The organism is Duganella sp. CF402 (assembly GCF_900109645.1).
Taxonomy (GTDB): domain Bacteria; phylum Pseudomonadota; class Gammaproteobacteria; order Burkholderiales; family Burkholderiaceae_D; genus Rugamonas.
On the sequence record NZ_FOBG01000003.1, the window covers coordinates 215,975 to 238,984 of the forward strand.

Consider the following 23,010-nt stretch of genomic DNA (forward strand, 5'->3'; position numbering starts at 1 on the left):
TTTCTCGTTATCGCGGGGGCGTCAGTATAGCAGGAGCCTACTTTTTCACGACCTTTTCCAGCACCTGGTCGACAAAGTCGCCATCCGGGTCGTTAAAGCGCACCCGCACCGGGTACCAGTCCAGCGATGGCGCCAGCCACAGGTCGACCTGCTGGCCCTTGGCGTCCGGCGGCGGCGCCTTGACCAGATGGACCGCGCTGACCTCACCGGTGCCGGTGTCCACGCTCTCGGACTTCAGCACCTTGAAGCTCCACGGCTCGGCGTCTCGACGGCCGGCCACGAACAAATGCCACTCGCTGCCCGGCTTGAACTTGTCCGGCGCGGCGCGCGCGATGGCGGCCAGCTGCCACTGGGCGCTGCTGCGATCCTGCTCGCCCCCCAAGATAGGGTAAGTGACGTCGCTTTCAGTAAATGCAATAGTCTTCTCGGCGCGCTTGAAGGTGGTGGTGTACGGATCCTTGCGAATGCGCTTTTCGTGGAAGCTGGCGGGGGCCAGGCCGAAATCGTCGATCGCGCCTTCGCTGCGGTTCTCCACCACCTTGCCAAAGATGGAGGCGCGGCTTTCGGTGGCGATGCTGTATTTGCCATCGCCGGCGCGCCACTGCACGGTGGCTACGCCGTTCAGCGACAGGCCGCCCTGCTTGATCTTCAGGTTGTAGCTAAGGTCCGCCGACGGCGGCGGGTTGGTCGCGCGCTTGGCGCTCGGGTGTTCTTCGGTGGCGTGGGCCACGGCGGCCAGCATCAAGGCAGCGCACAGGGTAGTCAGTTTCTTCATTTGTCTGTCATCTTTATGTTGGAGACGGTCTGCGTGGTCAGCGCACCGCTGGCCTCCGTGTTACGTATCTGGACTGGATACCAGTTCAACCCCGGCGCCAGCCAGATATCCAGCTTCGAGGAATAGCTGCCCGGCTTGGGCGGACGGCTCAAATGCCACGTCACGATCTTGCCGGTCCTGGTGTCGATTTCCTCCTCGCCGATCAGCTGGAAGCGGAAGACGGTGGCTTCCTTTTCCTCGCCGACCTGGATGTCGATGTCGCTGCCGAACTGATTCAGGTCGGCGCGGCCGATGCCGCCCAGCTGGAACGGCACCGTGGCCTTGTCCTGCGCCCCCACCATCAGCGGATAGCTGCGCTCCGACGCCGAGAAGGTGATGGTGCCGTCGGCGCGGTTGAAGTGGGTCGCGGTTTCGGCGCGGCGCGCGCGCTTTTCCGTGATCTTCACCGGGGCGATGCCGTAGTCGTCGATCTCGCCTTCGCTGCGCAGCACCAGCAGGTTGATGCGCGTGATCAGCACACTAACGCCGGCTTCCACCGAGGCGGTGTAGCGGCTGCCGTCAGTATGCCACGTCATGGCTGCGGAGCCCGTCCATTTGGTGCCGTCGGCGTCGACCCGGTCCACCGTCATGTCGAACGTGGCCGATGGCGGCAGGTTGACCTTGTAGCGGCGCAGGCCCTGGCGCGGCGCGGCGTCCGGCGCCACGACGGCCGGCGTCTCGCCTTGCGCCGCTGCCGGCGGCGGCGTGCCGGTCTGCGCTTGCGTGGCGCCAGCCTGCTCCACGTTGGCCAGCGCGGCATTGACCTGAGCCGCCACCTCCGACGCAGCAGCAGTCGTCGCCGCTGTCATCGCTTCAGGCGCCGCAACCGGTTCCACCACCGGCGCCGCCCTGCTGGCCGCCTTGCGCGGCACGGCCGCCGGCGCCAGCGGCGCCACGTCCTCCAGCGGCTTGTTCTCCACCCGCTTGGGCAACGCCAGCCGCAGTTGCGCCGTCATCAGCGATGCGGGCAGCTCCGACGGCCGGTGCGTCTGCGCGCTGAGGCGCCCTCCCACCCAGTCGATGGCGGCATAGTGCAGCGCCAGCGTGGCGCCGCACAAAACCAGTGCGCGCCGATGTCGGGCAAGGAAGGAGGCAATCGTCATGGCCGCTAGTTTAAACGGGATCCGCCATCTCAGCTGAAGCGCAGCTGAAATGTTGTCAAAACCTTTTGAATGCAAAACGAATATCTGCTACGCTAACCGCACATCCCACAGGAGATTCTTATGTCGAACAACCCAATGAATGACACGCTGGATTTCGTAAAAAGCCTGTGGGGCAGCATGAGCGTGCCGGGGCTGACCGCCCCCACCCTGTCGGTGGAAGAGCTGGACAAAAAAATCAACGACCTGAAAGCCGTTGAGACCTGGCTCAATCTGAATATGAGCATGCTGCGCGGGAGCATCCAGGCGCTGGAAGTCCAGCGCGGCACCATCGCCACGCTGAAATCGGTGGGCGCCAGCCTGGCCTCTGCGGTCAACACCGGCGTGAACGACAAATCGATCTTCGATTCCAATCCATACGCCTCGGCCTTCTTCCACCACGCGCGCGAAGCCGACAAGACGCAAGCCGCGCCGGAAGCGCCCGCCCCTGCGCCGGAAGCCAAGGCCGCACCTGAGCCGGAAGCACCGAAGCCAAGCGCCAGCGCAGCAGGTGGACAACCCAACGCCTGGTGGAACCTGCTGCAAGACCAATTCAAGCAGGCCGTATCGACCGCGATGGCGTCCGAATCGATGATGACCGATGCGGCCGTCAAATTCGCCGCTGCCGCTGCGGGCGCCGGCGCGCCTCAGGCAAACAAGCCGGCGGCCAGCACACCGGACGCCGCCAAGCCGGCCAAGGCGCCGGCGGCAGCGCGCAAACCGGCCGCGAAAAAACACCCGGCGCGCAAAGCCGCCGCCAAGCCGGCGGTGAAACCGGCTGCGGACAAACCGTAACGTGAATTACGCCAGCCGCTGGATGCGGATGGCGTCGATCAGGCCGTCGGCCTGTCGCTGCACTTTCTCGATATCGATCAGGCCTTCCTCTTCGAGCAGCCTGGCGCTGTCGTGGGCAGACTGAAAACTGTCCAGGGTATCTCCCTTGGCGCTGACCGGACGAATCCACGCCACGCTGCCGACCTTCATTTTTTTGTACACTTCTTTTGCGATATCACGCATATTTTTATGTCCTTAATTTGCCCTCAATATTGACAGCGAATCAAGCGCAGGCTGGGCTGTGCTGAAAATCAGTGTAATCATTTGGGTGCGTTGAAACAAGCTCGGTGTTGCGTGGCGCGGACGCTCAATCTCCGCTCCAGCGGGTCGATTCCGGCACCGGCCCGTTGGCCGCCTCGTACTCGCTGGCGGCGGCTGCAGCCACCACGCCCGACATCGGCGCCAGCATCGCCAGCTGCTCCATCAACTGGGCAAAGCGCTGCTGCCCCGGCGCGATGGCGTCGACATGCATCAGCACCGAGATGGCTTCGTCGGCCAGCGCGCGGTCGTAGCCGTTTTCCTGCAAATGCGAGATCAGGATCTGCGCCGAATTGAACAGGATGCGCATATTGTGCGGCAGCTGCTTGCGCGCGTTGCGCATCCACTCGACGGCTTCGGTAAGCTTGCCGGTCTTCCACAGCAGCACACCCTTGTTCATCAGGTCCGCCGCTTCCTTGCGCGCGGCCTCGATCAGCTCCTGCCCTTCCTCGGCCATGCGCGCCTTCTCGAAGATCTTCTGTACGTCTTCCAGCAGCGGCGCGTTATCGTGGTTGTTGCGGGTGACGTAGCACAGCAGGTCGACCGGCGCTTCCTTGACGCCGACGGCGAACAGCAGGGTCGCCATATCGAGGCAGGATTCGGTGTCCGGGCGCTGGCGGTTTTCGTCGGCCAGCATGGCTTCCAGTTCGTCGCCGGATTTGCGCGCGCGGCGGAAATCGCCGCTCTCGTGATACACCAGCCCTTCGGTGATCTTGGCGCGCAGCGTGACCTGGTCGCCGCCGAATTGATGGACGGCGGCGTTCAACAGGCGGATGGCTTCCTTGGTGTCGTTCTTCTGGCCGCACACGCGCGCCAGGCCAAGGTAGGCGTCCACGGTTTTACGCACCGAGAACTCGCCGATCTCGATGCATTTGCGGAAGGCCTTTTCCGCCACCGGGATATTCCCCAGCTTGAGCGCCGTGGTGCCCAGCGCGCGCTGGCGCGGCACCGAGTTGGGCGACAGCTTGGCGGCCTTTTGCAGCACGTCGAACGCTTCCTCGGTCTTGCCTTGCAGGTGGAACGATTCGGCCAGCTGGTCGAAAGCGTCAATGTAGAAGCGGTTGTCGGCGATCACGGCCTGGAACATCATGCGCGCCGCATCGGGGTCGCCGTTGGCCATGCGGATCTTGCCCAGGCCGCAGCGCGCCCAGTTGTATTCGCGTTCCTGCAGCACGTCTTCGTAGACCAGTCCCGCGCGGTCGATATCGCCGCTCTTGAGCAGCAGCGTGGCGCGCATGCGGTGCAGGTCGATGGCGTGCAGCGGATGGTGCGCGATCTGCTCTTCGCACAGCTTGGCCGCGCGCAGGTAATCCTTGTCGGCAAAGGCCTGGTCGATTTCGCGGAAGACCTGCTTCCTCACCCACACGCGGTTCAGGCGCGTGAGCAGCACGCCTTCGGTGATCGGCTTGATGATGTAAGCGTCCGGCTGGTGCTCGGCCGCGCCCATCACTGACTCTACGCTCTTTTCGGCGGACACCATCAGCCACACGCTGGACGGCAGCATCAGGTTGCGGATGCGCGCCTCTTCCAGCACCTGCTGGCCGTTCTTGCCGTCGCCGAGGTTGTAATCGCACAGCACCACGTCGTAGCGGGTCTTCGCCAGCAGCACCATCGCCTCGCCGCCGCTGGAGGCCTGGTCGATATGCTTGGCGCCGAGGTTGCGCAGTGATTCACGCAGCAGCTGGCGGATGCCGACGAAATCGTCGATGATCAGGTAGCGCTTTTCCGCCCAGTCGATGCCGCTTTCCGCAGGATTCGAGGCGCTCATGATTTCGCTCGTCATCATGGCAGGCGCAGGATGAAGCAGCCGCCGCCCAGCGTGCCGCCGTTATCGAGCGCGATGCTGCCGCTGCGCTGGCGGTGCTTGTGCATCTTCGCCACTTCGCTGGAGAAGTACAGTCCGAGGCCGCTGCTGTTGCTGAGGAAGTCGATGCGGGCGCGCTGCGGGTCCATCGCGCTGAGGCCCGCCTCCAGCATGGAGGCCGGGAAGCCGCCGCCGTTGTCTTCGACGCGCAGTTCGAGGAAGTCACCGTCGATGCTGATGGCGAGGCGCACGCGGTCGCGCGTGTAGCGGATGGCGTTGTTGATGGCGTGGACCAGCACCCCGATCACCAGGTCTTCATCGAGCGTCCAGATGGCGTGCGGCGGATAGTCGATATCGAGCGCGATGCCGCGCGATTGCAGCAGCATGCGGGCCTGGCCGGCGACCTGCTCCACCAGTTCGCGCACGCTGCGCGGGGCGGGATCGAAAGGGTAGCCGGGTTTGCCGACGTCCTTGTAGAGCGCCAGCAGCTGGATCAGGTTATCGTTGAGGCGCTTGGTCTGGTACAGCATGTGCGCCATCTGGCCGTATTCGGGGGCGCTGTTGGATGGATGGCCGGCAAGCAGGTTCTCCAGCGTGCCACTGAGGACGCTGATCGAATTTTTCATGTCATGCACGGTGGACGCCAGGAACATGAATAACTCCGGTGAGCCGTCGTGCTGCGGCGCTTCTTGTTCATCCATTGCTGTGATTCTCGCGGGATGGTTGTGCTGTCGGCAATTATAGCGTTTATTGGCTACGGCGGCGTTGTTTGAGCAGGAAGCGGGCGGGATCCAATGCATCCACCAGCGAGGCCTCCAGCGGCGGCGGCGCGCCCTCCAGTTGCGCAACCAGCAGTTCGGCCATCAGGGGCGCCCAGATCAGGCCACGCGAGGCGTAGCCCAGCAGGCAATGCAGCCCTTGGTGGCGCGGCACGTCGGACAGGAATTCGAGGCGGCCGGCGTTCGGGTAGTCCGGCAACGCGCCGGCCAGCGGCAGGCGGTCCGGCGCGGCGCAGCGGAATCCGACGCGGCCGGACAACGGTGCGCGGTGTGCCAACGCCGCAACATCATCGCCGGGGATGATGTCGGCCAGGCGGGTCAGGTTTTCCAGCTGGCTGCTGGCGCGCAGCTGCGGGTCGTCGTCGTTGTCGTAGGTGGCGCCGGCGCAGACGATGCCGTTGGACGGCGGCGTGACGTAGGCCTCGCGGCAAACCACCAGCGGCAGCATCGGCGGCCCGGCGTCTTCAGCGAGGTGCGTGACCTGGCCGCGCAGCTTGGACAGCGGCAGCTCGGCGGCTTGTGCGATGTTGTTGGCGGCTGCGCCGCTGGCGAGGATGGCGGTTGGCGCTTGCGCGATCAATGTGCCGTCTGCGCTGCGCACTTGCCATTCGCCGTCGACGCGCTGCAGGTTGACGGCTTCGGTGCAGAACACGCGCTGCAGGCGGTCGCCGCACGCGGCCAGCATGGCTTCGCACAGCGACGATGGCCGCGCCCAACCGCCCTGCTCGAACAGCCAGCCGCCATGCGGTGTGGCTGCGCCGATCAATGCGCTGGCTTCGTGCGCATCGGCCCAGCGGGCGTATTCGTGCGGGTAGTTCCATGTCGCCAGCGCTTCCTGCTGCACGCCGGCGTGACGCTCGTCGCGCGCCAGTTGCAGCACGCCGCAGTCCTGGCCTTCAAAGGCGCGGCCAACGCCGCCAAGGCGCCGCCATTCGCGCAGCGCGAACAGGTAGGCGGCGCGGCTCAGGCGCGTGGGGATGTTGTCGTCCTTGGACAGCAGCGGCATGAAGATGCCGGCCAGGTTGCCGGAAGCTTCTTGCGCCGGCTGCGCGTGGCGCTCGATCAGCGTGACCTGCCAGCCGCGCGCGCACAAACGATGTGCGGCCGACGAACCGGCCAGCCCCGCGCCGATCACCACCGCCCGCCGCACCGTCTCCGCCGCCACCGCAGGCTGCGGCCGGCGGCTGCGATAAACCGCCGCGATATCACTGCCACTGCCGGCCAGCCGGCACGCGAAGCCAGCTGCGGTGAGCGCCCATACGAGTGCTTCGTCGGCCGCCTGCGCGTGCAGCGTGGCGCCTTGTACTGCCAGCTTCGCAAAGGTACGCGCCCACACTGGCGAGACGCCGCTGGCCAGATGGAATTGGTTCACGCGCGCCGTCACCTGCGGCAGCACGGCATCCACCGCGCCCACCAGCAAATCCAGCGTCACGTCATCATTGAGAATCACACGATGGAAGCCGGGCACATTGAGCGGCCACGCGGCGCGCAATCCGGCATCGGCAATCTGCGCCGCCGCAGGCAGCGCAGCCGCAATCGCGATGTAATGCAAACGCCCGCCTTGCGCGCACGCCGCCGCGAAACGCTCGCCACTCCAATCAGTGTCGAGCACCACCCGCATCATCACTTGCGCGCCTTCCTGCAAAAGCAATCCGGCGCATGGTCGTCCACCATGCCGATGCCCTGCATGTAGGCATAAATAATCGTCGAGCCGACAAACTTGAATCCCAGCTTGGCCAGATCCTTGGAAATCCGGTCCGACAACTCCGTCTTGGCCGGACGCGCCTCCTTGCCGCGCACCATCGGCTTGCCACCGACGTAGGACCACAGCAGCTTATCCAGACTGCTGCCGCTTTCCAACAACCGCAAATACGCCTGCGCATTGGTGATCGCCGCCGCCACCTTCAGGCGATTGCGCACGATGCCGGGATTGGCCAGCAGCTCCGAGACTTTTTCAGGACCATAGGCCGCGATCTTCTTCGCATCCCACTGGTCGAACGCCGCGCGATAATTCTCGCGCTTGTTCAAAATAGTCTCCCAGCTCAGGCCCGCCTGCGCGCCCTCCAGATTCAGCATCTCGAACAAACGCCGCTCGTCGTGGCAAGGCACGCCCCACTCGGTGTCGTGATACTCGAGGTACAAAGGATTGGCCGGATTGGCCCAGCTGCAGCGCGTCTTTTCCATAGGATTAACCGAGTTCCAGGTCGCTCGACAAACCGGTGCGGCGACGCTCGCCGCCCAGCACCAGCGGGCCGGTCAGGTTGGTAACCAGCCGCACCTCGCCCTCGGCGACGGCCGCGCCCAACTGCTGCATCAGGCGCGGGAACACGCCTTCGGCACGGGTGGACTCGGTGCTGTACAAAGCTGCCCACGCATTGCGGCCGGAGCGCTTGGCCACGTACAAGCCCTGGTCGGCCAGCTCCACCACCTGCGACCATGACAGCAAACGCGGTTGCTCGGGCAGGAACGGGAAGCACGCAAAGCCGATCGAGCAGGTACGCGACAAACGCCCGCCGTCCGGCAGTTCGAAATCGCGCTCGGCCACCGCGCGGCGCATGCGCTCCGCCACGCCGGCCGCTTCGTCGCGATGGGTGGCGCGCGCCAGCACCAGGAATTCCTCGCCGCCCCAGCGAATCACATAATCCGATTCGCGGAACACCTCGCGCAAGCGCTCCTGCATCTGCACCAGGATCGAGTCGCCGGCCGCGTGGCCATAGCGGTCGTTCACTTCCTTGAAGTGGTCCAGGTCGACCATGAAGAACACCAGGTCCTTCGGCACCGTCAGGTCGCACTCGGTCAGTTCGCGGTGGATGCCGGCCTCGTAGCCGCGCAAGCTCATGGCCACATCGGCGTCGACGTTCTGCAGGAAGAAGCGTCGGTTGCGCAAGCCGGTCAGCTGGTCGGTCAGGCTGACTTCTTCCAGCGCCTTGTAGGCCTGTTCCAGCTCGAGGTTTTTTTCCAGCAGCTGCGCCTGCGTCGCCGCCACCTGCTGGTAGGCGCGCGCGTTATCCAGCGCGATGGCGCCGTAGGCGCACAGCGTACGGAAGATCAGGCGTTCGCGCTCGCCGTATGAATGCGCCTGCAACGACTGCACCGTCATCGCACCGAGCACGCGATCGCCCACGCGCAGCGGCGCAAACAGCAAGCTCAGTGTCGGCAAGGTGCCGGGGATCAGGTGCGGTGTCACGCCTTGTTCATCAAGCTCGATCAGGATCTCGCGCCGCTCGCGCACGCAGCGCGCCGAGTTGGCGCTCGGCGACGACAGCGGCACGCGAATCGCCGGCAGCGGCTTGCCCGCTTCGATGCCGAAAGTGCATACCAGCGTTTCGCCGTCCGGCTCCAGCAGGAAGATCGAGAAGTGGGTGGCGTCGAGCAGGCCGTGCACGTGCCGGTCCAGCGCGCGGAACACCGCCGCCGCGTCGAGGTGCGCGGTGATCTCCTGGCCGATGGCGCTCAAGTGCTCCAGCGTGGCGCTGGTCTGTTGCAGCACCTCGGCGCGCTGCGCCTCGGCGGCGGCCAGCTGGCGATGGTGCTCGCCCTCGGTCTGTGCGCGCTCGGTCTGGTACTGCACCTGCATCGCGATGGCGCGGCTGGTGGCTTCCTTGCTGTGGGTCTGGTCGCGCGCGGCGTTGGCCTGCAGCGAGATGTTGTAGGCGCGTTCATAGTCGCCGATGGCGGCATACTCGCGCGCCGCCGCGTCGAGCAGCGTGCCGGGCACGGTGTAGCCCTCGATGGTGGCGGCGATTTCCAGCGCCAGCTGCAGGTAGTGCAGCACCGCGTTGGGCGCCATCATCAGTTCGGGGCCGGGCAGCTTGTGGCGCGTGTGAATGTCGGCCAGCACGTTCAGTGCGGCGATCTGCGACGAGGCGTCGCCGTGGTCGCGCGCCAGCGCCAGCGCGGCTTGCGCGGCGGCCAGCGCATCCTCGGGCCGCGCCAGGTGCGACAGCGCGTGCGCCTGGCCGCGCCGCGCGCTGCTCTGGAAATCGTTCTGGCACAGGGCGTCGCCGCGCGCGGCCAGGCGGGTGAAGCTGTCCAGCGCCGCCGCGTGGTTGCCGAGGTCCAGCGCCAGGTCGCCCTGGTATTCCAGCGCCACCGCGTAGGCGCGCGAGCCGGACAGCGGCGACAAGGTCGCCAGCGCTTCGCGCAACAGGCTTTGCGCGGCGTCGCGCTGGCCCAGCTGGCGCAGGGTTTCGGCGGTCTGCATCAGACACATGCCGATGCTGAGCGGCCAACCGGTCGGTCGTGCCAGATCCAGCCCGCGCTGCATCCAGTCCAGCGCCGCCTCGTGCGCATTGAGGCTGGTGAAGCCGTTGCCGATGTTGGTGGCGACGATGATGGCGCGGCGGATCTGGCCGGTGGCCAGCGCCGTCTCAAAACTCAGCATCAGGTGGCCGATGGCGCGGCCGTACTCGCTGCGCTGGAAGGCGCAGGTGCCGAAGAAGTCGCTGATCCAGCCGGCCGCGATGGCCGGCACGCCGCTCAGGTCGGTGCCGAAGCGGCCGTTCCAGCGCTGCTGCGCGGCTTGCCAGTCGCCGAAGGCGTCGCAGATGCCGGAAGCGGCGTCGATCACGTCGATGCGCAACGGATCCTGCGCCAGGCGGGCGGCGGCGGCCGCTTCGCGCAGCCAGTTGTCGCCTTCGGCGCTGACGCCGCGATCGCTGGCCACCCAGGCCATCGTCCAGCAGGCGTCGGCGCGGCAGGCGGCGGCCTGGTCCGGCAGCGCCGGCGCGGCCTGCGCGCACAGCTGCAGCGCTTGTTCGAGGTGGTAGTGGGCGGTGTCGAGTTCGCCGCGCAGCCATTGCTGTTCGGCGGCGACCAGCAGCAGGCGGGCGCGTTGCACGGTGGCTTCGGCGGGCGGCAGCAGGTCCAGCAGCGAGTTGGCCTCGGCGGAGCATTGCAAGGCGCGCGCGGGATCGCGCTGGCGCAAATGCCAGGCGAGCGCGGACAGCAGCCGCAGCCGCTCCACGCCTTGCTTTTCTTGCAAAATTGTATCCCAGTGCGCCAACTCTTCGTCGAGCGCAAACATGTCCACCAAGTGACTTTCCTCTACTGTGTCGCCGCAGCGCGCCGCTGCGCTGATACCGCATTATTCCACAGTTTGCAGGCGGTCCCGCAGCGCCCCGATAAGTCCCTGATAGTAAAGCGTTTTTAGTTCCAGGTGGAAACTACCTTGATGGAAGCGACACCGTTTCCGAACAAAAAACGGCGCCGGCGTTGCGCGCCGGCGCCGTGCCGCCCTGCTGGGCGCCGCTTAAACGCTGGCTGGCTGCTTGATCTGGATCAGGCGCGAACGCATGCCTTCGGTGGCGGCCGGGCCCGGCGCGAACATATAGTCCTCGTCGTTGATGGCCAGGCCGCTGTTGGCGTCGACCAGCACCTGGTCGGCCGGCTTGCCGGTTTCGCGGCTCACCACCAGCAGGCTGGCCCCTTCCGGCGCCAGGTGGTCATTGCCCCAGGCCACGAAGGCCAGCAGCACCGGCTTGAAGTCGCGACCGGCCTTGGTCAGCACATATTCATAGCGCGGCGGCCGCGCGCTGTACTGGCGGCGCTCCATCAGCCCGCCCTCCACCAGCCCGGCCAGGCGGCGGGTCAGCATATTCGGGGCGATCTTCAGGCTCTTCTCGAATTCGTCAAAGCGCGTCAGGCCATAGAAGGCGTCACGCAGGATCAGGATACTCCACCACTCGCCCACCTTGCCCAGGCTGCGGGCGATCGGGCACGGCATGCTGCCAAAGTCGGTATGTTTCATTTGCGGCTCCTTCCTCAAGAGTGACTTGCATGTTTAATGCAAGAAAGTGTGACTTTTTTAGGTGATGCGACAACGGTGACAATGTGTGTATTTTCCAGCGCCAATTTCATCTCCTTTTTTGTCCTGTGCTTCGACCAATTTCTCCTATGAAAACCTCTGCCTGCGGCCGTTTTTCCATCCCCTAAAATAGGCCAAAAAACCACATCAAAAACTCTCCAAAAACCACGCTATTTCCACACGTCAATTTCTATGTAAAATGTGAACATTCGCGAGAATGTTCTCTCAGGATAAAATTCTTCCTGTAGATTAACTTTCGCGGCCTTGAGGGCCACCCGTTGTACGTGGCCACCAAACAGAAGCTGCGCACCTCAAAAACGTGTGTGACATATGAAAATCTTTACTAAAATCGTTGCGCTCACTCTGTTCAGCCTGCCGCTGCTGGCCAACGCCGCCGGCAAGACTGCCAGCGCGACCATGCAAGTGACGTTTGAAGTCAAGGAATCCTGCTCCGTCCAGACCACCCCGGCCGCCGACAAGAACGCCAAGGCCGCCCCGGCCGTCGCCTGCCAGCTGAACACCCCTTACCAAGCCCAACAAACCGCAGCCAGCAGCACCGCTGCCACCACCGCCACCCCCACCCGCAGCGAGACCAAAGCCGCCGACGGCGTCTGGACCATCACCTTTTAATCCCTAGAACTGCACGGTTGCCGTAATCGTGTCCTTGTAATCCCCCGGCGACGGCGTGGTTTGCGCCGGCACCCTGCCAAACACCGTCAGCGACGCGCTGTTGCCATCCCCCGTCCCCGTTACCACCACCGTGCCGCTGGTGCCGTCGCCCCAGGTGCTGCCGTCCAGCGTGTTCGACAGCTGGTAAGACACCAGCTCCGTGCCGCTCAGCTTTTTCATCTTGCGCGTGGTGCCGCTGGCGTTGCCGCCGTAGGACAGCAGAATGCGATAGGCCGTGTTGACGCTGCATTTGATGCTCATATTGGAAGTCGATCGCACCGTGCTGCTCAGCAGCTTGGTGTCCGGGAAGGCGATGTTGCCGACGCTGATATTGCAATCGTTGATGACCTTGCCACGCACCTGGAACGGAATCGCCGCCGTCGGCCCCAGCGTGCAGACCGCCGAGGGCAGTATGGTGAACAGGTACTGGACCAGCGCGCTGCCGCTGCCGAAATCCGAGGTCACGGTGAGGTCGGTGGCGCCGACGTTATTGGCCGCCAGCGTGGCGTCGGCGCTCAGCTTGCCGTAAATCGTGATCGCCTGCGTCAGGCTGCCGGTGCCGCCGCTCTTGACCATGTTGATGAGGATGGGCGTGGTCGAGGTGGTGGTGCCGGCCCAGCCGCCCCAGATTTTGGATGCCGCATAGCTGCTGTCGCTGTACAGGTTGTAGTTGACCTTGACCGCGCCGTTGGCCAGCTGGCGCGGATTGGTCACGGTGGCAGAAGAATTGCTGCCCGCCCCCAGGTACAGGCACACCGCTACGTTGGGCGCCAGCAGGGCGGTGGTGAACGCGGTCCAGGTGCAGGTCACGCTCCAGCTGGTGGAGGAGGTGAAGGCATCGCTGGCGGTGATGGTGCTGACGTTGGGGAACACGATATCGCTGGCGGTCAGGGTGCAGCTGTCGGCGCGCGCCTGCCCGCCCAGCAGCGCCAGCAACACGCCCAGCAGGATCAGCCAGCGGCGCGCCATCATTGGACTCCCTGGCAGCGGTAGGGGCCGATGGTCGGCATGGCGTTGCCCTTGACCGGCGTGTAGCTGAAGGCGATCGCGCAGGGCTTGCCGTCCACCGTCAGGCGCAGGTGGTTGAGCGCTTCGAGGTGGTCGATGAAAGCCATGCCGTCGTAGCCGACCACGGTGCGGTGGCCGCTCTCGAGGTGCAGCACTTCGATGCCGGCGCCGAGCGGCTTGCCGTCGGCGTCGTGCAGGATCACGCTGGCCGCCTCGTAGGTCTCGACCGGGAAGCGCACCAGCACGCCGGACAGGCGGGCCGGCACCACGCCCTGCCCGGTGCTGGCAATGCGCGCGTCCAGCGGCAGGTTGCTGGGGTCGATGCCGATCTGGTTGATGAAATAGGGATTCAGGTTGGGCACCAGCATGTAGCCGGCGCCGGAAGTCTTGCCGATCACCTGGTTTTCCTGCAGCACCGGCACCCCGCCCACGCCTTCGGTGGACACCAGCGCGAAGCCGGCGCCGACCTGGCGCGCCGCGTGCACGCCGCCATCCATCAGCACCAGCGCACCGGCCACATCGACCGAGCTGCTGCGCTGGCCATTGTTTTCCTGCATGCGCGCACTGACCTGGCCGTAGTTGCCGAGGTACAGGCCCTGCGCCTGGTACTGGGTGGCGCCGTTGCTGTTGACCGCTTGCAGGCCCCAGCCAAAACCGCCGCCGTAGTCGGCCGAACGCGTCAGCGTGGTGGTGGTGCTGCGCGCCTCGTTCTGGCGGCTGCGGCTGACCGTGGCCGAGATGCGCTCGCCCAGCGTGCCGCTAATGCTGAAGAACACGCCGCGCGCCTTGGGGTCGAGCATGTCGCGGAAAGCGCTGACGCTGACGAACAGGCTGCGGCCCAGCGTGGCCGAGTACGACAGCGCCTGCACCTTGGCCGGCGGCACCAGCGGCGAACGCAGGCTGATGGCGCTGAAGCCCAGGCCCTGGCCGGCGCCCAGCGACAGGTTGAAATTAATGCGGTCGCTGGCGCGCACGCCGGCGCCGCCTTCCAGCGTGCCAAGGTCGCTGTAGCCGGCGCTGGCGCGCTGCGATTGCAGATCCACGCTGAAGCGCGGGCTCAGGTACTGGTAGCCCAACGTGGCTTGCGCGCCGCGCCGCGCGCCATCCTCGCCGCCGCCGCTGGCCGCCGCCGACGCGCTGACCACGCCGCCCTGCCCCAGCCGCCACAACATGCCGGCGCCGCCGTTGAGCACGCCGCTACCGCCTTCGGCGTGCGCTTCCAGCGTCAGGCTGTCGCTGAGGCCGCGCCGCAGCGAGGCGCTGGCGGCCGGCGTGCGCGCATAGCCGAACGAGTCGGTGGTGTAGCGGCGGCGCAGCACGCCCAGCTCCAGCGAATAATCGGTCAGGCCTTCGGCCAGCATGCGGGTGTCGACGTACAGCGGCAAGGTGGTGCTGACCGCGCGGCCGGCGGCGTCGCGCGTGACCAGCGTGGCCTGGCCGGCGCCGTTGATGCCGGCTACCTGGTTGATGATGAAGGGACCGGACGGCACCGCCGTCTCCACTTGCCGCACGCCGTTGAGGTACAGCGTGACCGCGCTCGGCACCACCGCCGAACCACCCAGCGCGGCGGCCGGGAAGGTCAGCAGGTCGGGCCGCAGGTCGAAGCTGCGCTTCCACTGCACGCCGCCCATGCGCAGCGAACGCGACCATGTGAGCGAGGAGGAAATGAAGTCGCCTACGGTCCAGGTTTCCAGCGTGTCGGGATCGGCGTGCACCCAGGCCGTATCGAAGCGCACGTACTGGCGCAGCTGGCTGCTGATGTTGACGATGCCGGTGTTGGTCAGCACGCCGCTGCCGTTGAAGTAGCGCAGCTCGTTGCTGATGGAACTGCTGCGATTCTTGCCCAGCACGCTGAAGGCATCATAGTTGAGCACCGCGCCCGGCGTCACTGTGGCCGCGCCGGGCTTGCGCACGGTGCGGCCGGACAGCATGACCGGCGCCCGCAGCGCGTCGTCGACCCGCAGCGCAATGGTCTGGCGCGCCTGATCGTAGCTGTAGCTCAGGCCCTTGACCTGATCGAGGTCGAACTCCTGCGTTGCCTCCACGCCGAACAGCTTGGGATCGAGCTCGAGATCGCGCAAATTCTGCACGCTGCTGCGTAAGCCCGAGGTCTTGCCCCGGGTGAAGCGCAGTATCAGGCCGGTCTGTTCGCCGTTCAAGATTACCTCCAGAAAAAGCTCTTCTTCCTGCGGTGGCGGCGACGGCGGCGTCTGCGCCAGCACACCCGCCATGACCAGCCAGGTCCAGATGCACACCCAGAGCCAGCGCCGCCCCATGCCGGGCTATTCCACCCTGGCTACGGTATTGGCGCTCAAAGGCCGGGTATTGATGTTGGCCTTCACCGCCAACGTCCCGTTCAGATCGGCTTCGCCCGGCGTCGGCAGGCGCCATTCACGCGTGCGGCCCGCCAGCACATAGCCGAACAAGCCAGGCGCAATCACGAACTGCTGGCCGGCGGCGTTGCTCAGTTCCAGCGCGCCGATCTGTGCGCGCTGGGTGCCGCTGTTGCGGACCCGCAACGTCCAACTGCCCTCTTTCTTAAACACCGACCACGCCAGCACCGGCGTCGCGCGGTCGTCGGCCGGCAGCACGAACAGCGGCACCGAATAACGCAGCCGGATGTCGACGCCGCTGGCTGGGCCGTTCCCGTCCTTGGGGATCTCATCGATCAGGATGCGGTAGCACAACTCGCTCGACGGCAATTGCTCGCTGCGCCGCACCAGGCGGATGGTCTGGCTGGCTTTGGGCGCGATCTGGATGATGGGCGGGCTGGCCACCACTTCCTGGGTGGGGGTCAGCACGTCGTCGCCCTCCTTCTGTTCCCACAGATAGACACGCACCTGGCCGTACACCGGCGCCTCGCCCAGATTCTGCAAATTGATGCCGCTGGCGCCCTGGCCGGCGCGCAAGTTGATCATCACCGGCGAAATCTGCAAATTGGCGGCCGCCACCGGCCACGCCAGCAACGGCGCCGTAATTAGCCCAGAGACCCATGCGCGCAAGCCCGTCATCCCCCCTCCGACATTGCCTTCTCTCAACACTCAATTCCATTATTAATGATTTAAAAAAATCATGCTTTTGGCGGAAGCGACAACTATTTTGCAAGCGTAGAAAACTATCAAAAATATTCAAAAGATAGGCATAATACGCAACACGGAGTGATAAAAATTTATCAACCAACTGGTGGGTTTCCATGCCGACTACCCTTGAAAGCAGCCGTTGCAAGATTCTTATCGTGGATGACTCCGCGTTCGAGCAGCGCATGCTGGCGGATTTGCTGAGCGAGATGCCGTACAAGGTCTCGGTCGCCTTCAATGGCCTGCAGGGTTATCAACTGGCGCTGGCCAACCGGCCCGACCTGATCCTGCTCGACGTGCGCATGCCGAATATGGACGGCTACACCGCCTGCCGCCTGCTCAAGGCCAATCCGGTCACGCAGGATATTCCGGTGATCTTTCTGAGCGGCGCCGATGCCGACGACGACCGTATCCTCGGGCTGTCGATCGGCGGCGTCGACTACGTCTCCAAGCCATTCTCGCCGGGCGAGCTGACCGCGCGCATCCAGGTGCACCTGAACCTGGCGCGGCGCCAGCAGCAGGCGCCGCCCATCGCGGCGGAAGATGAACAACACATGGAGGCGGAAAGCGATCCGGACGCGGTGCTGGTCAACGCCGTCAAGCGCCTGATCAGCGACAACCTGGCGGCGCTGCCGGGGCTGGCCGAGATTGCGCGCAGCGTCGGCACCTACCGCGAAAAACTGTCGCAGGTGTTCCGCGAGCAGACCGGCATGACGGTGTTCGGCTTCATCCGCGAGGAGCGCATCCGCCGTGGCGAGGAATTACTCAAGGATACCGATATCGACGTGCAGGACATCGCCCTGCTGATCGGCTTCAACAACGCCGGCAATTTCGCTACCGCCTTCCGCGAGCGCATGGGCGTGACGCCCACCGCCTACCGCCAGGCGATCCAGAAGAAGCATTAAACCGGCAGCGCCTGTGCCTGTGTCTGCATTTGGCGACGCCAGAAATACCACGAAGCGAGCGCGTTGAGCCAGTAGGCCGCGTACAGCGCGGCCGTCACGTACAGGCCACGGCTGGCGTACAGCGGCACCGACACCGTGTTCACCAGCAGCCAGAACGGCCAGGTTTCCAGTCGCCGCCGCATCAGCAGCAGTTGCGCGACGATGGAAAACATCAGCACGGCGGAATCGATGAAGGGGGCGTAGGCATTGGTGTAGGCCTGCAGCATCAGGCCATAGCCGGCCGTGGCCAGCACACCGACCCCGCCCATCCACAGCAGCGCCGGCAAGCGGGTGCGCGAAATCGGCAGCGGCGCGCCGCCGGCGCCGCGCCGCCATTGCAGCCAGCCGATCACGCAGGTCACGATGAAGAATAATTGCAGCGCCACGTCGGCGTACAGGTTGACGCTGTAGAACAGCGCGGCAAACATGGCGCAGCCGATGATGCCCATCCACCAGGAATGCACGTTGTTGCGCCCCGATAGCACGATGGAAACCGTCATCACGGCATTGGCGGCGATTTCCAGCGCTGAGGTCAACAGCAGTCCTTTTCCTTATGGATGTTATGGGTGGCACTCCGGCGGCAGTACCCGCGCCGGGATCTCTTCGCTGGCGCACTGCCAGACCACGCGCTTATTCTCGTCCACGCGCGGAGTGAACGCAATAGCCTTGCCGCGATAGTTGAGGTCGGACGGGTACACGCGCACCATGCCGTTGCCGCCATCGACCGTGATTTCCTGCACCGCGTGGCTCGGATCGTCCATCGCGTAGCCGGCCTGTTCCAGCGTGTCCGGGCCACGGCCGTTGGCGTAGAAATAGCGTTCGACGGCGGCGGTCGCCTCATGTCCCTCCGCCACCGCCTGCGCCATGCGGGCCTTGGCGGTGTAGTCGCTGTAGGCCGGGATGGCCACGGCGGCCAGCACGCCGATCACCGCGATCACGCCCAGCACCGAACCGGCGCCGCCGACGCCAAGGCGCGGCACGAACAAGGCCAGCAAATAAGCCAGGCCGTGGCGGCCCGGCGGCGGCACTTCATTGCCCTGCGCCAGCCCGCGCACCACTGCCATGCGCTTGACCAGCCACGGGTAATCGCCGACCAGTTCGTGGAACGACATCCAGAAGCCGCTGCTCTGCTGTGCTTGCGCCGTGTAGCAGCCGACGCTCATCTGACGCCAGCGCTTGCCGCCGGCCGCCAGCGCGGCCAGCCCGACTTGCGCGCTTTTCAGATCATCGCAGGCGTGGAAACCGTGGCGGTCGCAAGTGTACTCGCGGGCCCGCGCATAGGCCGGGCCCAGCAGCGGCAGCAAGGCCGCCGGCGCCAGCAGCGCCGACCAGCGCAGGTGGTTGCGCTTGATGTGGCCGATCTCGTGGCCGATGTAGAAGTTGATCGCGTCCGGGCGCTCTTCCAGCGCATCGACCACATCCGAATACAGCACGATGAAATTGTTGCCGAGGAAGCGGGTGGCAAAGGCGTTGAAGGCCCCGCCCATTTGCAGCAGGTAGGCTTCCGGCACTACCTCCAGCCCGAGACGCTCGCAACATACCTCGATGCGCTGGTACAGGTCGGGGAATTGCGCCGGCGTGATCTGCACCGCCGTGCCGCGCAGGTAGGACACCAGCGCCGATTGCGCAAAACAGTAGCCGATGAAGAACAGCAGCACGTACACCAGCGCCATGCCCACCGTGCCGAGCACCAGCACCGCCCAGATCAGCAGCGACAGCGCCAGCATGATGCCGAACAGGGTCTTTTCGTTTTTGTAGATCAGGTTCATGGCATTCCGGCGCTCCAAAAGTTTCCGTGAAGCTATTTTAATCGCTGATTTACGAAATTTGCAACTATTTTTGACAACACGCCGGCACGCTTGAACATTCGCGCCCCATCTGGCAAATTGTAGCCATAGTTTGATCGAGGGTTACTTCATGCAAGCGCGTCACATGTTATCCGCCGTTGCCCTGCTGGGCGTGGCCGCGCAAGCGGCGGCGTGCGAGCTGCGCATGGCGCTCGAGCAGTGGCCGCCCTATCTGTACCGCCAGCCCGACGCCAGCCCTGCCGGACTGGACTGGGAACTGGCGCAAGCCATCCTCAAGGAAGCCGGCTGCAAGCTGGCGCCGCAGCCCGAACTGCCGACCGCGCGCCGCCAGCGCGAGTTTGAACAAGGCCAGCTGGACCTGATGCTGTCGGCCTCCAATACGACCGAACGGCGCCGCTATGCGCGCTTCAGCATCGCCTACCGGCATGAGACGGTGGGCGTGTTTGCGCGCGCCGGTGCGCAGCGCCACTACCAGCACCTGTCCAGCTTTGATGTGCTGGTGCGCGACAAGGTCTCGCTGCTGGCGCCGAAAGTGGGCTGGTATGGCGCCGCCTATGCGCGCGCGCAGCCGGCGCTGGCGGCGTCCGGCCGACTCAGCACCTTCATCAGTTTCGAGCAAGGCTTGCGCATGCTCGACGCCGGCCGCGCCGACCTGATCCTCGGCGACACGCTGGCGCTGCGCCATCAAGCCAAACAGCAAGGCACCGCCATCGGCGCCCTGCCGCTGGTGGTGCTGCGCGCGCCGGTGCATCTGATGCTCAACAAGAGCACCACCACGCAGGCCGACCTCGACCACATCAACGCCGCCATCACGCGGCTGGAACAGCAAGGCGTGCTCGGTGCGATCCGCAGCCGCTACGGCGAACCATAGCGCTGCGCCATCCAGAACACCGCCATCGCCGCCGCCAGCAGCGCCGACAATTGCCGCACGCGCGGGTAGAACGGTCGGCGCACCAGCAACAGCAGCAACGGCGCGGCCAGCACGATCACCAAGCCCTGCATCGCTTCGATGCCAAGGTTGAACGCCAGCACGCCGGCCGCCAGCCGCGCGCCGCTCAGTTGCAGTTCGCGGATGGCCGAGGCAAACGCCAGTCCGTGCACCAGCCCGAAGCCGAACGCCACCCACGCTTCGCGGCGCGGGAAGATCGGCCGCCACGCGTGCACCGCCGAGCACAGGATCGACAGCGCGATGGCGAATTCGACCGGCTGCTCCGGCACGCGCACCGTGCCGAACGCGCCCAGCAGCAGCGTCACCGAATGGCCCAGCGTGAAGGCCGTCACCACCTTCAGCAGATAGGCCAGCAGATGGCGCATGCCACCGTAGCCTTGCCACTTGCCGTCCTGCGCCAGCAGGGCCGCTGGCAGCAATAGCGTCAGCAGGAACAACAGGTGGTCGGTGCCTTCGGCGATGTGCTGCATGCCGAGCCGGAACAGGTCGGCGCAGCCGGCCCACCAGCGCGGATCTGCGCCTTGCACCTCCACGCTGCGCTGGCCGTAGTGCAGCGTTCCGAGCAGGCGTGATGGCGCATCGGCCGCGCTGCGCAGGGCCACCACCGTCAGGTGGCTGGGTACCTGGTGGGCGATGGCGTCGTCGTTGAAGCTGAAGCGGTCCAGCGGCGCGCCCGGAGGCGGCCGCAGCGTCATCGTCGCCAGCAGATCGGCCGGCTGCCGGTCGCGCCGCCAGCGCACGCTGTCCAGCCTGACCAGCCACGCCCGACCGTCCGGCGCTACCGGGCGGATGTGGGCCGCCAGGTATTGCGCCAGCGCGGCGTCGCCGAGCTTGTCCAGCGGGATGGCCAGCTTCAGCTCATCCAGCGGCAGCGTCAGCTCGGCGCGGATGCTGTCCTGCCGGCTTTCCAGCAGGACTTCCGACTGCGGCGAGGGATGCGCTGCCGCCGCAACTCCCCACAGCAGCAGGCATAACGCCAGCAGGCGCTTAGAAGCTGCCGCCATAGTCATTGGTCTTGTCGCGCCAGATGGTGTGGTAGTGGATGTCGGTGCCATACACCACGCCCTGCTGCACCACGAACTCGATCCACACGCGCGGACCGTCGATGCGGATGTAGGAGTGCTGTGCCTCCAGCGGCGACGCCGCCGCGTTCGGGTAAGCGCTGAAGTCGGCCTTCACACCATTCTGGCCGACGCCGTAAGCGACGTAGGTATTGGCCAGCGCGTCGTCGGCGAGGTAGGCGCCCAGCAGTGTGGCCGCCACGTCCGACGCCTGCGTGTTGACCCACGCTTCGATCGCCGCGCGCACATAGGTTTGCTGCCTGGCGTTCATGGCCGAGTACTGCAGGCCACGGCCGCTGGTCGGATACACCAGCGACTTGAAGTTGCCGTCGCTATTGCCCGAAGCGCCCATGATCACATCGGTGAAGGTGCCGGGCAGCTTGGCCGCTGCCGACGAGGCGCTGTCGGCGTAGATCGCTTGCGCCAGGTTGTAGACGGCGGCGCGCTGCTTCTCCATCGGCGCGTGCTGCTTGCCGGCGCTGCTGGCGTTGGCCTTGACGTCGACCACGCCGTCGGCGCCAACAGTCCAGTTAGGCGGCTCGACGCCGACAAAGTTCGGCGTCGCGCTGACCTTGCCGGTGTTGTAGGTGATGTTGTACGCGAGGTGGTGGCCGGCGATTTGCAGGATCCACGGCGAAGTGGCCGACGGCGTGCCGACAAACGCGATCGAGTACAGGTCGCTGCCGTAGTCCAGCGCGAAGCCGGTGCCGCCTGTGCCTCCCGCGCCACCGGCGCCGGCGCCGGCGCCGTCCGTCGGCGGCGTGAAGGTGCCGTCGGTTGGCGGCGTGAAGGTGCCATCGGTTGGCGGCGTAGCGCCGCCCGGCATGGTCCCGCCACCGCCTGCGCCACCGCCGGACGCCATGCCGCCAGCCAGCACCTGGTCCGCCGCGCGCAACTCGTTGAGCAGCGTGATGCCGTTGGCGCTCAGCGCCTTGGCGATCACCAGATTGGCCGCCGCCAGTTGCGCCGCGCTCAGCGTGCTCGCATTCAGGCGCAGGCCGTGGCGCGAGCCCGGCAGGTTGGTCCACTGGTTGGCGTTCGCCAGCGCATAGTCGAACAGCACCGTGGTCGACGAGGTGGCCGAGCTGGCCACTGTCTTCTGGTCCGCCGATAGCGTGGCGAGGAAGGCATTGGCCGCGTTGACCACGGCTGGCGTGTTGGCGCCGGCGCTGACCACATTCACCGTCAGCGCCACGCTCGCACTGGTGACGGCGCCCGCAGTGTTGGTCACCACCACCTTGTAGTTGCCGGCGCTGCTGGCGTTGGTCGTGTTGATTTTGTAGATGCGATCGGTCGCGCCGGCAATCGCCACATCGTTGCGATACCACTGGTAGGACGGGCTGACGCCGTTCACCGTGACCCACAAGGTGGCGCTGGTGCCGGCATTGACGGTCTGCGCCACCGGCTGCACGTTGATGCTCGGCGCCGTCACCGACGACGACACTGCAATCACCGCCGCCGAACTGGTGGTGGTGCCGGCCGTGTTAGTGATCGCCACCGTGTAGCTGCCGGCCGCCGATGCCGCGTAGGTCGGACGGGTCGCGCCATCGATGGCCGTACCATCCTTGTACCACTGATAGCCCAGCTCCAGCCCATCGGCCGTAACGGACAAGGTCTGGCTGGTGCCGGTGAGGATGGTCGCGCCCGAAGGCTGGGCCGTAATGACAGGCGCGCTGCTGACCGTGATCACCGCATTGGCGCTGGTGACCGAACCTGCGGACGAGGTCACCACCACGTAGTAAGTGCCGGCCTCGGTGGCGGTGTAGGTGGCGGCCGTGGCGTCGGCAATCGCGGCGCCGCCCAGATACCACTGATAGGTCAGGCCGCTGCCGGTGGCCACCACCGACAGCACACTGTTGGACCCGGCGGGAATAATGGCGGAGGCTGGCTGCAGACTGATGGCTGGCCCGCTGGCGCTGCTGGCAGCGCTGGTCGAGGTGGACGAATCCGAACTGCCGCTGCAGCCGGACAGCAGCAGCGACAAGGAAGTGGCGTAGACGGCAAGCGCCCGGCTCGAGATATGCATAGTTTGCTTTCTCCGAAATTAAGGAAAGCAAACT

The 23,010-nt window shown here is 65.7% G+C and carries 20 protein-coding genes; 4 read left to right on the forward strand and 16 right to left on the reverse strand.

Annotated elements, in window-relative coordinates; translation table 11 throughout:
- Positions 1-37 precede the first annotated feature (37 nt).
- Both BMZ70_RS23040 and BMZ70_RS23045 read right to left on the reverse strand, forming a co-directional pair.
- Positions 38-775 (reverse strand): DUF3108 domain-containing protein, encoded by a 738-nt coding sequence (locus tag BMZ70_RS23040; RefSeq protein ID WP_092279901.1) that lies wholly within the window; start codon positions 773-775, stop codon positions 38-40.
- Positions 772-1,917: a DUF3108 domain-containing protein gene (locus BMZ70_RS23045; protein ID WP_092279903.1), complete on the reverse strand. Its 1,146-nt coding sequence runs from the start codon at positions 1,915-1,917 to the stop codon at positions 772-774. Before BMZ70_RS23045 ends, BMZ70_RS23040 begins: the two co-directional genes overlap by 4 nt.
- A 120-nt stretch (positions 1,918-2,037) precedes the next feature.
- Between BMZ70_RS23045 and BMZ70_RS23050 the strand changes: the two genes are divergently transcribed.
- Positions 2,038-2,748 (forward strand): PhaM family polyhydroxyalkanoate granule multifunctional regulatory protein, encoded by a 711-nt coding sequence (locus tag BMZ70_RS23050; protein ID WP_229205563.1) that lies wholly within the window; start codon positions 2,038-2,040, stop codon positions 2,746-2,748.
- A 6-nt stretch (positions 2,749-2,754) separates the two neighbouring features.
- Here BMZ70_RS23050 and BMZ70_RS23055 read toward each other — a convergent pair whose 3' ends face one another.
- The 7 genes from BMZ70_RS23055 to BMZ70_RS23085 form a co-directional block, all read right to left on the reverse strand.
- Positions 2,755-2,970, reverse strand: a complete 216-nt coding sequence (locus tag BMZ70_RS23055) for a hypothetical protein (protein WP_092279905.1) — start codon at positions 2,968-2,970, stop codon at positions 2,755-2,757.
- Positions 2,971-3,094: 124 nt separating this feature from the next.
- On the reverse strand, positions 3,095-4,831 hold the full coding sequence (locus tag BMZ70_RS23060) for a tetratricopeptide repeat-containing response regulator (RefSeq protein ID WP_373922548.1): 1,737 nt from the start codon (positions 4,829-4,831) through the stop codon (positions 3,095-3,097).
- Positions 4,828-5,550, reverse strand: a complete 723-nt coding sequence (locus BMZ70_RS23065) for a sensor histidine kinase (RefSeq protein WP_092279907.1) — start codon at positions 5,548-5,550, stop codon at positions 4,828-4,830. The genes BMZ70_RS23060 and BMZ70_RS23065 overlap by 4 nt, the downstream gene beginning before the upstream one ends.
- A 46-nt stretch (positions 5,551-5,596) precedes the next feature.
- Entirely contained in the window at positions 5,597-7,252 is a 1,656-nt protein-coding gene (gene mnmC / locus BMZ70_RS23070; protein WP_165403600.1) for an FAD-dependent 5-carboxymethylaminomethyl-2-thiouridine(34) oxidoreductase MnmC1, read from the reverse strand.
- Positions 7,252-7,812, reverse strand: a complete 561-nt coding sequence (locus BMZ70_RS23075) for a DNA-3-methyladenine glycosylase I (protein WP_092279909.1) — start codon at positions 7,810-7,812, stop codon at positions 7,252-7,254. The genes mnmC and BMZ70_RS23075 overlap by 1 nt, the downstream gene beginning before the upstream one ends.
- Positions 7,813-7,816: 4 nt before the next feature.
- A complete protein-coding gene (locus tag BMZ70_RS23080; protein ID WP_092280371.1) occupies positions 7,817-10,654 on the reverse strand; it encodes a sensor domain-containing diguanylate cyclase in 2,838 nt (945 codons plus the stop codon).
- Positions 10,655-10,879: 225 nt separating this feature from the next.
- On the reverse strand, positions 10,880-11,377 hold the full coding sequence (locus tag BMZ70_RS23085) for a winged helix-turn-helix transcriptional regulator (protein WP_092279911.1): 498 nt from the start codon (positions 11,375-11,377) through the stop codon (positions 10,880-10,882).
- Positions 11,378-11,764: 387 nt separating this feature from the next.
- Between BMZ70_RS23085 and BMZ70_RS23090 the strand changes: the two genes are divergently transcribed.
- Complete coding sequence (locus BMZ70_RS23090) at positions 11,765-12,064, forward strand: hypothetical protein (RefSeq protein ID WP_092279913.1); 300 nt, start codon at positions 11,765-11,767, stop codon at positions 12,062-12,064.
- Between the two features lie 3 nt (positions 12,065-12,067).
- Here BMZ70_RS23090 and BMZ70_RS23095 read toward each other — a convergent pair whose 3' ends face one another.
- The 3 genes from BMZ70_RS23095 to BMZ70_RS23105 are packed head-to-tail and all read right to left on the reverse strand — an operon-like array spanning position 12,068 to position 16,122.
- A complete protein-coding gene (locus BMZ70_RS23095; RefSeq protein WP_092279915.1) occupies positions 12,068-13,075 on the reverse strand; it encodes a Csu type fimbrial protein in 1,008 nt (335 codons plus the stop codon).
- Positions 13,072-15,387, reverse strand: coding sequence for a fimbria/pilus outer membrane usher protein (locus BMZ70_RS23100; protein WP_092279917.1), 2,316 nt, complete (start codon positions 15,385-15,387; stop codon positions 13,072-13,074). The genes BMZ70_RS23095 and BMZ70_RS23100 overlap by 4 nt, the downstream gene beginning before the upstream one ends.
- 6 nt (positions 15,388-15,393) lie before the next feature.
- Positions 15,394-16,122 carry a fimbrial biogenesis chaperone gene (locus BMZ70_RS23105; RefSeq protein ID WP_092279919.1) on the reverse strand — a complete coding sequence of 243 codons (729 nt, stop codon included), beginning with the start codon at positions 16,120-16,122 and terminating at the stop codon, positions 15,394-15,396.
- A gap of 182 nt (positions 16,123-16,304) precedes the next feature.
- Between BMZ70_RS23105 and BMZ70_RS23110 the strand changes: the two genes are divergently transcribed.
- A complete protein-coding gene (locus BMZ70_RS23110; RefSeq protein ID WP_092279921.1) occupies positions 16,305-17,093 on the forward strand; it encodes a response regulator transcription factor in 789 nt (262 codons plus the stop codon).
- Here the strand turns inward: BMZ70_RS23110 and pnuC are convergent.
- Together pnuC and BMZ70_RS23120 are read right to left on the reverse strand one after the other, a co-directional pair.
- Complete coding sequence (pnuC, locus tag BMZ70_RS23115; protein WP_092279923.1) at positions 17,090-17,668, reverse strand: nicotinamide riboside transporter PnuC; 579 nt, start codon at positions 17,666-17,668, stop codon at positions 17,090-17,092. The two genes, BMZ70_RS23110 and pnuC, sit on opposite strands and share 4 nt — an antisense overlap.
- Before the next feature lie 24 nt (positions 17,669-17,692).
- Complete coding sequence (locus BMZ70_RS23120) at positions 17,693-18,901, reverse strand: M48 family metallopeptidase (RefSeq protein ID WP_092279925.1); 1,209 nt, start codon at positions 18,899-18,901, stop codon at positions 17,693-17,695.
- Between the two features lie 163 nt (positions 18,902-19,064).
- Between BMZ70_RS23120 and BMZ70_RS23125 the strand changes: the two genes are divergently transcribed.
- Positions 19,065-19,811, forward strand: coding sequence for a substrate-binding periplasmic protein (locus BMZ70_RS23125; protein WP_229205565.1), 747 nt, complete (start codon positions 19,065-19,067; stop codon positions 19,809-19,811).
- Here the strand turns inward: BMZ70_RS23125 and BMZ70_RS23130 are convergent.
- Both BMZ70_RS23130 and BMZ70_RS23135 read right to left on the reverse strand, forming a co-directional pair.
- Entirely contained in the window at positions 19,796-20,893 is a 1,098-nt protein-coding gene (locus tag BMZ70_RS23130) for a HupE/UreJ family protein (protein WP_130301052.1), read from the reverse strand. The genes BMZ70_RS23125 and BMZ70_RS23130 overlap by 16 nt on opposite strands.
- The gene (locus BMZ70_RS23135; RefSeq protein ID WP_092279929.1) at positions 20,877-22,976 is read right to left on the reverse strand and encodes a DUF3500 domain-containing protein; all 2,100 of its coding nucleotides are present in this window, start codon (positions 22,974-22,976) and stop codon (positions 20,877-20,879) included. Before BMZ70_RS23135 ends, BMZ70_RS23130 begins: the two co-directional genes overlap by 17 nt.
- Positions 22,977-23,010 lie beyond the last annotated feature (34 nt).